The sequence below is a fragment of the Rhodococcus sp. NPDC057014 genome (assembly GCF_042673295.1).
Classification (GTDB): Bacteria; Actinomycetota; Actinomycetes; order Mycobacteriales; family Mycobacteriaceae; genus Rhodococcus_F.
Window position 1 is genome coordinate 1 of the sequence record NZ_JBHUSF010000257.1, and the last position, 13,246, is coordinate 13,246.

Genomic DNA, 13,246 nt, shown 5'->3' on the forward strand with positions numbered 1-13,246 from the left:
GGGGGGCGCTTCGCCCCGTTTTTTTTTTGAGTTGTATGTGCTATATATACCCAAAAACGGGGCCGGAGGCCCTGGTCTGCGACGGATTCTCACCGAACCGCCGCCGGTAGGACGCCGCGAACAGGCCCAGGTTGACGTACCCCCACGCGCCGGCGATCGAGGCGACGGTCTCCCCGGGGGGTGCGGTGAGCAGTTCCTCCCGGATGCCCCGAAGCCGCTGCTCACGCACGTACTCGGCCGGCGTGGTGTCCAGGTATTTCCGGAACGATCCGGACAGGGTCCTGACGCTGACCCCCACCGCGTCGGCGATGTCGGAGGCCGTCGGCAGTTCGCGGGCGCACTCCCGGATGTACTGGACCGCGTGCCGCACGTAGCCCGGCGCCGCCGGTCCGGTGGTCCTGTCCGGGTCGACTCCCGCCCGCGCCGCCCACTCGGTGAGCAGGTGGCCGACGAGCAACTCCTGCAGGTTGAGCCCGATACGCCCGTCCGTGGCGTGTCCCGGTAGCTCCGCGGTCGTCCGCATCGCGTACCCGAGCAGCGCCTGCCAGCCGGACCCACCGCCCCCGATGGCGCATTTGCGTTGCCAGAGAACATCTCCCGGATCGAATCCCCACCAGCGCACTGCCGTGTCAGCGAGCACCCGGTGCGGAATCGTGAGATTGAGCTGCACGTGGTCCGGGGAAAACTCGACGAGGTAGTCGATTCGGCTGCAGTCGGCGACGAACGTGTCCCCGGCCGGTGTGTCCGCGGTGGCGTCGTGATCGACGTGGTGCCGGGCATTCCCGCGGATGGTCGTGAGGACGAGCGCGTTTCCGGCGTCGGGCGAGAAGTCGCCGACCGAGACGGGGATGCCGTAGGAGAACCGGGTGACCGTGATGTCGCCGATCTTCGTGGAATACATGCTCGACCTCGGCGCCAGCCCGACCCCGAGCGGACGCACGACATACGGCATGTAGACGCGGTCGGACCAGTGCCGGATCTCGTCCCAGTCGTCCGACGTCCTGCGCTCGGCAACCGGTGGCCGTCCCACCGCAAACGGATCCAGCGCGACCATGCGTCGAGTATCCAGGCCCGTGCGCCTTTCCGGTAGCGGGAACAACCAGAAAGGCGTACGGGGCGGCATTGCTTATATCGTGAGTGTGTGCTCATAATATGGGTGTACCTGTGACACCAGTCACTGCCCGCCTCCTCGAAGGACGCGCACATGTCAGACGTAGGAATCCTGATCAACACCACGGTCGCCGTCGCGGCGGTCGTGCTGATGATCGTGCGTTTCAAGTTCAACCCCGTGGTGTCGCTGGTCGTCGGATCCGCATACCTCGGACTCACGACGGGACTCGGCACGGCCGAGACGGTGAAGGTCATCAGCACCGGTTTCGGCGACATCATGGCCGAAGTGGGACTACTGATCGCCTTCGGCGTCCTGATGGGCGCCATGCTGAAAGAAATGGGCGCCATCCAACGCCTGGTCGGAACGCTTCTCCGGGTGTTCGGGCCGAAACGAATGCCCTATGCGATGTCGCTGACGATCGCGACGTTGCTGCAGTCCATCTTCCTCGACGTTTTGCTCGTCATCTCGGCTCCGCTCGCCCGCAACCTCGCACCGAAGGTCGGCCGGGTGGGGACGGCCCGCATGGCCACCGCCCTCGCCATCGGCCTCGAGTGCGGCATCGTCCTCATGGTTCCCGGCGTCGGCGCCCTCGCGCTCGCCGGACTGCTCGGTGTGCCGCTCGGCAAGATGCTGATCTTCGGGTTGATCCTGGTGATCCCGACCGTGGCGATCTCGGTCGCCATCATGTCGTTCCTGTTCACCCGTGGTTGGTGGAACCCGGAGAAGGACGAGGAGCACTTCCATCAGACGGTCGTCGACGACGAAGAAGAGGACTGGACCGACGGCGGCAGCGGTGGCAGCGCCCCTCGGCCGGACGCGGGCGGCGGTGTCGCCCAGGCGCAACGCGCCGCGACCGTCACCACCGAACGCACCAAGCACGACCGTCCGCTGATCCTGCTCCTCGCTCCGCTGCTCCTCTCCCTCCTGCTCATCGCGACCGGCGCCATCCTGGACATCGCCGAGATCAGCAACCCGGTCGTCGAATTCGTGTCGGAACCGCTCATCGCGTTGCTGATCGGACTGATCGGCACCAGCTTCGTCGGCCGGATCAGCATCGGCCAGCATCGCGTGCAGAAGGCGATCGCGAGCGGTTTCAGCGAGAGCGGCCAGATCCTCATCCTCACCGGTGTCGGCGGGTCCCTCGCCGCGACCATCGCCGCCGCCGGACTCGGCGACATCCTCGGCAAGTACTTCACCGCCAATCACGCGGCTCCGCTGCTGATGGTCTGGGTGATCGCCGCAGTCCTGCACATCGCCGTCGGTTCCGTGACGATCTCCGCCATCACCGCGGCAGGCGTCCTCGCACCCATCGCCCCCACCCTCGGGCTCGACCCCGTCCTCATCGCTCTCGCGGCCGGCGCCGGTTCCCTGTTCGCGGTGCACGTCACCAGCAACACCTTCTGGCTGCTGCAGTCCTTGATGGGTCAGACCACACGGGGCACGCTGAAGACGTGTTCGGTGGGAGTATCGGTGGCATCGGTCGTCGCAATACTGCTCGTCCTGCCCATGAGCCTCGTTCTCTGAGCGTCACTATCAGTTAAGGATCACCATGTTCTCCGACAACACCATTCGGCCACTCGACGGAATTCGGGTACTCGAGCTGGGCAATTACATCGCCGCACCGACGGCGGGCCGGATGCTCGCCGACTTCGGGGCCGAGGTCATCAAGGTGGAGCGCCCGAAGACCGGCGACGAACTGCGCAACTGGCGCCTGTACTCCGGCGACACCTCGATGCTGTACCGCACGATCAACCGGAACAAGAAGTCGATCGTGCTGGACCTGCGCACCGAGGAGGGCCGCCGACTCGTCCTCGACCTCGCCGCCCACTGCGACATCCTGCTGGAGAACTTCCGGCCCGGCACCCTGGAGAAGTGGGGTATCGGACCGGACGCGTTGAACGAGGCCAATCCGGACCTGGTGATCACGAGGATCTCGGCGTTCGGGCAGACCGGCCCGATGTCGCAGCGGCCGGGGTTCGCCGCGGTCGCGGAGGCAGCGGGCGGGTTCCGTGAACTGGTCGGTGACCCGGACCGGCCGCCGGTGCGGGTGGGGGTGTCGATCGGCGATTCGATCGCAGGCCTCTACGCGGCGTTCGGGGCGGTGATGGCGCTGTTCCAGCGCGAGGCCGCGAAGGTCGCCGGGACGCAGGGCCCGTCCCTGCCGCATCGCATCATCGACGTCGCGCTCAACGAATCGATCCTGTCGATGATGGAGTCGCTGATCCCCGACTACCTGGCGTACGGCATCAAACGCGAACGCGTCGGCGGCCGGATGGAGGGCATCGCCCCGTCGAACGCGTACACCTGCAACGACGGCAACAGCATCATCATCGCCGGCAACGGGGACGCGATCTTCCAGCGCTACATGGACACCATCGGCCGCCCGGACCTCGGCGCCGACCCGGACCTGTCCACGAACGCCGGACGGTGGGCGCGCCGCGACGAACTCGACGCGGCGATCGGCGCGTGGACGATCCAGTACTCCCGCGACGACGCGCTGAAGATCCTCGACACCGCCGGGGTGCCGTCGGGTCCGATCAACACCGCCGCCGACATCTGCAGCGACGAACAGTACGCGGCCCGCAACATGATCCAGCAGTTCACCGTCGACACCGGTGAAGCCGAACCGAAGCAGGTCGGGTTCCCCGGCATCGTCCCTGTGATCGGCGGACAGTCGCTGCCCATCCGCAACGTCGGACCGGACCTCGGCGAGCACACCCGGGAGGTCCTCGAAACCTTGCTCGGCAAGACCCCGGAACAGATCGACTCCCTCGTCAACGACACGGTAGGTGACCTCTCATGACGCAATCCTTCGAATCACGCGCCCTGCTCCGCGACGTCACCCTGCGCGACGGACTGCAGCTGACCGGCAAGATGCTGCCCACCGCCCGGAAACTCGAGATCGCCCGGCGGCTCCTCGAACTCGGCGTGCCCGCGCTCGAGATCGGGTCGATGGCCCGCCCCGACCTCGTCCCGCCGATGGCGAACACCGTCGAGGTGATCTCGGAGCTGACCCCGGAGGAACTGGAGCACTGCTGGGTGTGGGTCGCGACGCCCCGGCACGTGGAGAAGGCCGCCGCCGCCGGCGCGCGCCATTTCCAGTACTGCTTCTCCGCGTCCGATTCCCACAACCAGGCGAACATCGGCCGTTCCACCGAGGACAGCCTCGCCGCGATGCCCGCCGCGATCGAACTCGCGCGAGGCGTCGGGGGCAGCATCCAACTGTGCATCGCGACATCGTTCACCTGCCCGTTCGAGGGCCGGGTGCCGGAGCAGCGGGTGATCGACATCGCCAACGACCCGCGCGCCCACGGCGCCGTCGACGTCGTCGTCTGCGACACCCTCGGCCAGGCCGTCCCCGCCGAGGTGTACTCCCTCGTCTCCCGGGTGAGGCTCGAGACCCCGCAACGCGGCATCGTCTTCCACGGGCACGACACGTGGGGTTTGGGCGTCGCGAACAGTCTCGCCGCGGTCGCGGCAGGCGCGATGACCGTCGACGGCGCCCTCGGCGGGCTCGGCGGCTGCCCGTTCGCGCCCGGCGCCAGCGGCAACACCGCCAGCGAGGACCTGCTGTTCGCCACCCGCCCGGACTGGCTGAACCCCAGCACGTTCGGCTCGCTGGTGGAACTGTCCGAGAAGACCCTCGCCGAACTCGGCGAGGCCAATCGGTCCAAGGCCGCGCAGGGCGCGCGCTCCAACGCGTCCGCGTTCGAGTGGGTCATCGGCGGCGGCCGATGAGCGGCGTCCGGTTCTACGTCACCACCCCGATCCCCGAACCCGCCCTCACGCTGCTGCGCGCCGCGGGCAGCGTCGAACTGCCCGAAGAACTTCCGGACGCCGCCCGGCTGCGGGAGGTCTGCCTGTCCGGCGACTACGACGTCGTGGTGTCCCAACTCCGCGACACATTCGACGCCGACCTCCTGGCCGCCGCGAAGATCCGTGGGATCTCCAACTACGCGGTCGGGTTCAACAACGTCGACATCGGTGCGGCCACCGCCAACAAGATCCTCGTCGGCAACACCCCGGGGGTGCTCACCGACGCCACCGCCGACGTCGCGATGCTGCTGATCATGGCCACCGCGCGCCGGGCGGTGGAGGCCGACACGTTCGTCCGCTCCGGGAAGTTCACCGGATGGGAACCGAACCTGTTACTCGGCCAAGATGTTTCGGGGAGCACCCTCGGGCTCGCCGGGTTCGGTCGGATCGCCCGCGCCACCGCCCGCCGGGCACTGGCCTTCGGCATGCAGGTGCAGTTCTGCCCGCGGCCTCCCGGCGACCGGCCCGTGACCGACGCCGAACTCGGCGAGTTCGCCGGACTCGTCACCCACACCGACTGGGACACCCTCGTCGCCACCAGCGACTTCCTGTCGCTGCATGTTCCACTGAACGAGCAGACCCGGCACCTGGTGGACGCGGGCGTGCTGCACGCGATGAAACCGACGGCGATCCTGGTCAACACCGCGCGCGGACCCGTCGTCGACGAGACTGCCCTCGTCGCCGCCCTGAAATCCGGGGAGATCGCCGGGGCCGGACTGGACGTCTACGAGGACGAGCCCGCGCTCGCACCGGGGCTGGCGGAACTACCGAACACCGTGCTGCTCCCCCACGTCGGCAGCGCCACCGTCGCCGTACGGTCCGAGATGGCGCGGCTGTGCGCCGACAACGCGGTGGCCATGGCGCAGAACCGGATCCCGCCGCACCCGGTCAACCCGGAGGCGTGGACGTCGTGACGGACGCCGCGAACCGTCGTGAAGCGCGAGCACGCCTCATGACGGGTAGCGGCCGCCCAGCGTCCGGGTGACCTGCTCCGCGCTGCCGACGAGCAGATCCACCCACTTCTCGCACTGCTCGCGAGGCATGCGCAGCGTGGGCCCGCTGATCGCCAGCGCGCCGAGCACGTCACCGGACGAATCGAACACGGGCGCAGCCAATCCCGACGCGCTGTCCTCCCGCTCCCCCGCCGTGATGGCGTACCCGTCCGCCCGCGCCTGGTGGATCAGTTCGCGCAGCACGTCGGTATCGGTGACGGTGCCCTCCGTCATCGGTTCGATGGGGCCGGCGAGGACCTGCTCGGTGAGGTCCGGGTTCCAGGCGAGCAGCACCCGGCCCGCCGACCCCGCGGGCAGAGGCACGATCTTTCCGACGTACATGTTCCGGCGCAGCGCGTGCTCGGTCTCCGCGATCGCAACGCACACGCGGTAGCCCTGCTCGACCCGGAAGAAGCTGGCGGTCTCACCGGTCGCGTCGCGGATCTCCTTCAGCACCGGCGTGACGACGGCCAGCACGTCGAGCCCCTTGGTGGCCGTCGCCGCCCAGAACGCCATCTTCACGCCGATCCGGATCTGGTCGCCGGACCGGTCGAGGAATTCCTGCGCCACCAGGTTGCTGACCAGACGTTGGACCGTCGACGTCGGCAGACCCGTGGCCTGATGGATCTCGCCCAGCGTCATCGACGGACGCGACAGGCTGAAGGCGTCGAGGATCTCCGTGATCTTGCTCAGCACCAGCAACGGCTGGTGTTTGGAGGTCAATTCGCCGTCTTCCGCTCGCATATCCACGACGATAGTCGCCCCCCACCAGCACGTGAGCGGGTACGGCTACCCCCACGTGAGCGGCAAAGCGTGCCGGAGCACACTTTGCCACTCACCTGGGGGGGGATCAGCCGACCACGAGGTCCAACTCGTCGTCGGTCACGCCGACCGCGATACTGCCACCCTCGACGAGGACGTCGTCGAGCAGCAGATCGGCGATCCGATCGTCGACGGCCCGCTGGATCGACCGGCGCAACGGGCGCGCCCCGAACTCGGGCTGGTGTCCGTGCTCGGCGATCCAGTCGACCGCGGCGTCGCTGAACGAGATCTCGATGCCCTTGGACTGCAGCCGCTTCCGGCTGTCGTCCAGCAGCAGGTCGGTGATCCGGTGCAGCTGATCGGTGTCGAGCTTGCGGAAGATCACGATCTCGTCGATCCGGTTCAGGAACTCCGGACGCATCGACTCGCGCAGCCGGCCCATCACCCGATCCCGCAGCGGCTTCTCCGACGCCTCCGCGTCACCGGTACTGAAGCCCAGCGCACCCGACTTGCTGGAGATGATGTCGGACCCCAGGTTGCTGGTCATGATCAGCACGGTGTTCTTGAAGTCCACCGTCCGGCCCTGACCGTCGGTGAGCCGACCGTCGTCGAGCACCTGCAGCAGCGTGTTGAACACGTCGGGGTGCGCCTTCTCGATCTCGTCGAGCAGGATCACCGAGTACGGGTTCCGGCGGACCTGCTCGGTGAGCTGCCCCGCCTCCCCGTACCCGACGTAGCCGGGAGGGGCACCGACGAGCCGGCTGACCGTGTGACGTTCACCGAACTCGCTCATGTCGAGCCGCAGCATCTTGTTCTCGTCACCGAACAGCGTGGCGGCCAGCGCCTTCGCCAGTTCGGTCTTGCCGACACCCGTCGGTCCGAGGAACAGGAAGCTGCCCACGGGACGGTCGGGATCGTTCATGCCGGTGCGGCTGCGGCGCACGGCCCGGGCGATGGCCTTCACGGCGTCGTCCTGGCCGACGACCCGGCGGTGCAGTTCGTCCTCGAGCCGGCGGAGACGTTCCTTCTCCTCCTCCGTCATCTGGCTGGCCGGGATCCCGGTTGCCCGCGACACGACCTCGGCGATCTGCTCGGCCGTCACCTCGGGCGCGCCTCTCAGTTGAGCCGCGGACGAGCCGCGGACGTCGGAGACTCCGACGGCCTTCCCGTCGATCCGCGCCTGGACCTCCGTCGCCTCGTCGCGCAGGCTCGAGGCCTTTTCGTACTGCTCGTCGGCGACGGCCTGCTCCTTGGCCTGTTCGAGTTCCGCGAGCTTCGCCCGCAGGGCCTCGACGTCGACGCTCGGCATCCGCAACCGCAACCGGGCACCGGCCTGATCGATCAGGTCGATCGCCTTGTCCGGCAGGAAGCGGTCGCCGATGTAGCGGGCCGACAGTTCGACGGCGGCCGTGATCGCCTCGCCGGTGTAGCGGACACCGTGATGCTCCTCGTACCGGTCACGCAGACCGGACAGGATCGCCACCGCATCCTCGATGCTTGGCTCCGCCACCGTCACCGGCTGGAAGCGACGCTCGAGCGCCGGATCCTTCTCGATGTGCTTGCGGTACTCGTCGAGCGTCGTCGCACCGACGATGTGCAGTTCACCGCGGGCGAGCTTCGGCTTGAGGATGTTGCCCGCGTCCATCGCACCGTCGGCGCCGCCACCGGCACCGGCGATGGAGTGCACCTCGTCGATGAAGACGATCAGCTCGTCCGAATGCGCCGAGATCTCGTCGATCACCTTGGTGAGGCGCTCCTCGAAGTCACCGCGGTACCGGGTGCCCGACACCATGCTCGACAGGTCGAGCTGCACGATGCGCTTACCCGTCAGGCGATCGGGGACGTCGCCGTCGACGATGCGCTGGGCCAGGCCCTCCACGACCGCCGTCTTACCGACGCCGGCCTCACCGACCAGCACCGGGTTGTTCTTGGTGCGGCGCGACAGGATCTCGATGGTCTGCTCGATCTCGTCGGCGCGCCCGATCACCGGGTCGACTCCGCCGCCGCGTGCGCGTTCGGTGAGGTCGAAGCCGTACTTGTCGAGCGTGGGGGTCTCGGAGTCCGGGGACTCCTCCACCGATCCGCCCTGCACCGCGGTCTGCAGGCGTTCCGGGGTGATGCCCTCGGACGCGAGCAGGCGTCCGGCGGCGTGGTCCTGATCGGCGGCGAGCGCCAGGAAGAGGTGCTCGGGGTCGATGTAGGTGGAACCGAGAGCGCGCGCGAGCTGGTGTGCCTCGAGCAGCGCCGTCTTCAGCGCACCGCTCAGTGCGGGTGTTGCGAAGCCCGACGTGTCGCGGCCCTGAGGCAGTCGCAGTTCGACGGCATCGGCGACGGCCGACGTGTCGGCGCCTGCGCGGCGCATCAGAGAGGCGACGGGGTCGTGTTCGGTCATGACGCGCAGAACGTGGAGTGCATCGAGTTCCGCGTCGCCACGACCTGCGGCGAAGCGGGCAGCAGCAGCCATGAGCTCCTGGGTGGAGCGACTCATGAGCCGACTGATGTCGATGCGACCTGGGCCCTCCGGCCCGAAGAATGCTGGCATTCCTCAGCCTCCTATAAGTTGAGCGTTACTCACTCAACTAACGTGCCAACCCCGCGATCAATTCCCAACGGCAACGGATGTGAGCTCGATCACGCAGGCGTTCCCGACCACGGCACGATCTGCATGGGCAGTTCGTCCTCGTCGAACACCCGGCCCATGCGTTTGCGGACGCCGAGAACGAGGCACCGGTCGAGGATGCGGACCGCGGGCAGTTTCTGCTCGACGACGGCTTCGAGCCCTTCGACGTCGGAGAGTCCACGCAACCACACCGACACCAGAAGATTGGCAGGCCCGGCCACCGACAACACCGTCCGCACCGCGGGCAGCCCGCTCAAGTTGGCGCCGACCCTGGCCATCTGGGCGGCGGGAACGCGGAGGAAGTACCACGCGCAGACGGGATACCCCGAGGCCCAGCGAGGCATGTCCGTGCGGAATTCGAAAGCGCCCGACGCGAGTGTCGCGCTCAGCCGTTCGCGCGCCCGCCGTGTGGAGGTCCCGAGGGCCTCCGCGACAGTCCGTGTGTTCGCGCGACCGTCGCGGGACAGGATGGAGATGATGTCGCGTTCGGCGACCGGCGGACGGGCGAACATCGCCGAGAGCCGGGCGGCGTCCCGGCGCCGGGCAGCGTCGATCGCGCTCGACTCGTCGGCGTCGAGGGCGCGCAGACGCCACTGCGATGCCCCTGAAATCGCGGTGATCACCGGATGCGTGCGAACGGTGCGGACGTCGGGGATACCCGCGACACGGGACACGACGTACCGGTTGAACGCTGTCGGGTCGGGGCAGCCGACGGTGAGGATCAGATCGCGACCACCCGAGGCGACGTCCACGGACATGCACTCGGTGTCCTGGGACAACTCGGTGATCACCGCGTCTATCGACCCGGCGACGCACTCGACCTCGACGATCGCGCCGCGCGCGGCATCGGACATCGGCGGCTGGGCCGTCACCCAGGCCATGCCCCGTTCGCTCAGCCCGGACCACCGTCGCGCGAGAGTCACCGGGTCGGCCCCGAGGATCGGCCCGAGTTGCGACCACGGCACCCGCGGCCACACCTGCAACGCGTGGATTAGTCGAAGTTCGTCCTCCGTGGGCGTCTTCTCCTGCATATCAGCACCTCCTCAGCGTCAATTTCTGCGCATTTACACCGCAGAAACTCACTCACCCAACACTCGGACGCATCGACTCGGTCGTTTCGCTCATATTGTCATGTCGCCTCTCGGGGCGACCTGCAACATTGGAGGTCACACATGGGAGCACTCCGATCCCCCATCCCCACCGGCGCCGGTTCCGACCGGCGTCTCGGCGCCGCGGCCGGCTTCGTCGGGTTCCTCTTCGCCATGGAACTGTCGAGCGGATTCCTCCAGGCCTGGTTCAGTCCGGTCCTGTCGGCGATCGGTGAGAAGTACTCGGTCGGTCCCGCCGACCTGAACTGGGTGCAAACGAGTTATCTGCTCGCGACCGCGGTCCTCGTGCCGTTGCTCGCCAAGATGGGCGACCGGTACGGACACAAGCGAATGCTCGTCGTCGCGACGGCGATGGTCACGGTCGGCAGCGTCGTGTCGGCGCTCGCCCCGACGTACGGCATCTTCATCCTGGGCCGGGCGATCACCGGCGCACTCGCGGCGTTCCTGCCGCTCGAGTTCGCGATCGTGCGTGAGCGCGCCGGGGAGCAGTCCGGGAAAGCGATCGGGTTGCTGGTCGGCGGGCTCACGCTCGGCGCCAGCGTCGGCGTGGTCCTGTCCGGGGTACTCGCATCGTTCCTGAATCTCACTGTGCTGCTTCTTGTTCCGGCGGCGCTCATGGCGATCGCGCTCGTCGTCGTGGTGTTCTTCGTCCCCGAAACGACGGCGCGCACGTCGGGCCGCCTCGACTGGGCCGGGGCGATTCTCCTGGGGGCGGGACTGGCGTTCGCGTTGTTCGCGATCAGCACGGGCAACAGGTTCGGGTGGACGTCGGGGCCGGTGCTGGGCGGGCTCCTGCTCGGCGGCACGCTTCTTGCCCTGTGGGTGGTGCTCGAGCGGCGGGTGTCCTCGCCGCTCGTGGATTTCGCGATGCTCTCCGGCCGTGCCGGTGTCGGGCTGCCGATCCTGCTCGCGGCCCTGTTCGGTGCCCAGTTGTTCGGCAGCCAGACCCCGATCGCGCTCTTCGTCGGCACCGACCCGGCAGCGGCCGGATTCGGGCTCGGACTGTCGTCGTCGCTGATCGGGCTGGTCCTCGTGTTCGCGTCGATCGCGGCGTTCGCCGGCACGTTCGCCGGACCGCGGCTCGGTGCGCGGGTGGGCGATGTCTCGGCCGTCATCGTCGGCGCTGTCACCGCCGCACTGGGGTACGCCCTGCTCACGGTGCTGCACTCGGACACCGTCAGCGTCCTCGTGTGGCTCGTCGTGTCCGGTCTCGGCAACGGCATCATCATCTCCGCGCTTCCCAACGTGGTGGTGGCAAGGGCGCCACGGGACTCGGTCGGCATCGCATCGGGCCTCTACAACAGTGCCCGCACCGTCGCCGGTGCCATCGCCGGCGCCAGCTTCACGGCGGTGATGTCCGGGTTCACGGCGACGCTCGACGGCGGTTCCGTGATCACGAGCGAGGCGGGGTACCAGGCGGTGTGGGTGATCTGCGGGCTGCTCTCGCTTGCCGTCGCCGGCCTCGCGGTGGTGACCCGCGGACCCGCCGCCGACCACAGTGCGCCCACCGTCACCGCCGTCGCGCCCGCCGAGGCGTGATCACCGTTCCCGCCAGAAAGGAAAGTTCATGACCGACACCGCAATTGCCGGCGACATCGACGTCTCCGGCGGCCCGAACGCAGTAGCCGAGGAGTTGAAGCGACGTGTGGAGGACACCGTCCTCGAATGGCGCGACCGCCTCGTCGCCACGAGCCACGACCTGCACGCCCATCCGGAACTCGCGTTCGAGGAACATCGTTCGGCGGCGCTCGTCGCCGACCTGCTCCGCGACGCCGGTTTCGCGGTGGAAGTGGGTGTGTGGGGGCAGGACACCGCTCTCGAGGCCGTGTACGGCAACGGTGAGCTGACGGTCGTGGTGTGCGCCGAGTACGACGCCCTCCCCGGCATCGGGCACGCGTGCGGTCACAACATCATCGCGACTGCCGGAGCGGGGGCGGCGATCGCGCTGTCCCGGGTGGCGGACGAGCTCGGCATCCGGGTCAAGCTTCTCGGGACGCCGGCCGAGGAGAAGGGTGCGGGCAAAGCCCACATGCTGGAGGCCGGCGCCTGGGAGGACGCGACGGTGTCGGTGATGGTTCACCCCGGTCCCGGCATCGTCGCGCCGACCGCGGGGAGCACGTCGCAGTCCCGCGACCGCTTCCGGGTCGAGTTCACCGGGCGGGCGTCGCACGCGGCAGCCGCACCGAGCATGGGGATCAACGCGGGCGACGCGGCCACGGTCATGCAGGTGGCCGTGGGACTGCTGCGGCAGCACCTGCCCGACACCGTGCGCGTCAGCGCCGTCACGCTGTCCGGTGGCGACGTCTCCAACATCATTCCGGCGACCGCGGTCGTCGAGGCCGAGGTGCGATCCTTCGACCTCGCGGAGACCGGCGACCTGAAGAAGAAGGTGCTTGCCTGCGTGGACGGCGCCGCGACGGCCACCGGATGCAGCTACGCCGTCACCCCTGTCGACCCGATCTACGAGCCCCTCGTCCAGCACCCGTTCCTCGCCGACCGTTTCGACGCGGCACTCGGGCATCGGGGCCGGGTGATGACACCGCTGAACGGCGGCGCACTCGGCGGCGGATCGACCGACATGGGCAACGTCTCCCAGGCCCTCCCCTCGATCCACCCGCTGATCGGGGTGATGGGGTCGTCGGCCGCACCGCACACCGCGGCGTTCGCGGCCGACGCGATCTCGCCGGGCGCCGACGACGCCATCGTCGACGGGGCCTACGCCCTGGCCGCGGCGATCGTCGACCTCGCCACCGACGACGAGGCGCGGGCCGAGGTTCTCGAGCGGCAGCGCACCCGGGCACCCGGCGCCACACGCCGGCCTGCGTACGTGTAGCCC

10 protein-coding genes are annotated in these 13,246 nt (G+C 68.6%); 6 read left to right on the forward strand and 4 right to left on the reverse strand.

Going from position 1 to position 13,246, the window contains the following annotated elements:
* Positions 1 to 40: 40 nt before the first annotated feature.
* Complete coding sequence (locus ACFTZB_RS34015; protein ID WP_378438473.1) at positions 41 to 1,054, reverse strand: AraC family transcriptional regulator; 1,014 nt, start codon at positions 1,052 to 1,054, stop codon at positions 41 to 43.
* A 150-nt stretch (positions 1,055 to 1,204) separates the two neighbouring features.
* Between ACFTZB_RS34015 and ACFTZB_RS34020 the strand changes: the two genes are divergently transcribed.
* From ACFTZB_RS34020 to ACFTZB_RS34035, 4 genes are read left to right on the forward strand one after another with little or no spacing between them, the layout of a single operon-like run.
* Entirely contained in the window at positions 1,205 to 2,635 is a 1,431-nt protein-coding gene (locus ACFTZB_RS34020; RefSeq protein ID WP_378438475.1) for a GntP family permease, read from the forward strand.
* A 25-nt stretch (positions 2,636 to 2,660) separates the two neighbouring features.
* Positions 2,661 to 3,914, forward strand: a complete 1,254-nt coding sequence (locus tag ACFTZB_RS34025; RefSeq protein WP_378438477.1) for a CaiB/BaiF CoA transferase family protein — start codon at positions 2,661 to 2,663, stop codon at positions 3,912 to 3,914.
* Positions 3,911 to 4,849, forward strand: a complete 939-nt coding sequence (locus ACFTZB_RS34030; RefSeq protein WP_378438479.1) for a hydroxymethylglutaryl-CoA lyase — start codon at positions 3,911 to 3,913, stop codon at positions 4,847 to 4,849. The genes ACFTZB_RS34025 and ACFTZB_RS34030 overlap by 4 nt, the downstream gene beginning before the upstream one ends.
* Complete coding sequence (locus ACFTZB_RS34035) at positions 4,846 to 5,841, forward strand: 2-hydroxyacid dehydrogenase (RefSeq protein ID WP_378438481.1); 996 nt, start codon at positions 4,846 to 4,848, stop codon at positions 5,839 to 5,841. Before ACFTZB_RS34030 ends, ACFTZB_RS34035 begins: the two co-directional genes overlap by 4 nt.
* Before the next feature lie 36 nt (positions 5,842 to 5,877).
* Here the strand turns inward: ACFTZB_RS34035 and ACFTZB_RS34040 are convergent, their stop codons facing one another.
* From ACFTZB_RS34040 to ACFTZB_RS34050, 3 genes are all read right to left on the reverse strand, one after another.
* Complete coding sequence (locus ACFTZB_RS34040) at positions 5,878 to 6,663, reverse strand: IclR family transcriptional regulator (protein WP_276138126.1); 786 nt, start codon at positions 6,661 to 6,663, stop codon at positions 5,878 to 5,880.
* 106 nt (positions 6,664 to 6,769) lie between these two features.
* Positions 6,770 to 9,223 carry an ATP-dependent Clp protease ATP-binding subunit gene (locus ACFTZB_RS34045; RefSeq protein ID WP_378438484.1) on the reverse strand — a complete coding sequence of 818 codons (2,454 nt, stop codon included), beginning with the start codon at positions 9,221 to 9,223 and terminating at the stop codon, positions 6,770 to 6,772.
* Between the two features lie 89 nt (positions 9,224 to 9,312).
* Positions 9,313 to 10,332, reverse strand: coding sequence for an Lrp/AsnC family transcriptional regulator (locus ACFTZB_RS34050; protein WP_378438486.1), 1,020 nt, complete (start codon positions 10,330 to 10,332; stop codon positions 9,313 to 9,315).
* Positions 10,333 to 10,473: 141 nt separating this feature from the next.
* Between ACFTZB_RS34050 and ACFTZB_RS34055 the strand changes: the two genes are divergently transcribed.
* Both ACFTZB_RS34055 and ACFTZB_RS34060 read left to right on the forward strand, forming a co-directional pair.
* Positions 10,474 to 11,949 carry an MFS transporter gene (locus ACFTZB_RS34055; RefSeq protein WP_378438488.1) on the forward strand — a complete coding sequence of 492 codons (1,476 nt, stop codon included), beginning with the start codon at positions 10,474 to 10,476 and terminating at the stop codon, positions 11,947 to 11,949.
* A gap of 28 nt (positions 11,950 to 11,977) precedes the next feature.
* Positions 11,978 to 13,243 (forward strand): amidohydrolase, encoded by a 1,266-nt coding sequence (locus ACFTZB_RS34060; RefSeq protein WP_378438490.1) that lies wholly within the window; start codon positions 11,978 to 11,980, stop codon positions 13,241 to 13,243.
* Positions 13,244 to 13,246: the final 3 nt, after the last annotated feature.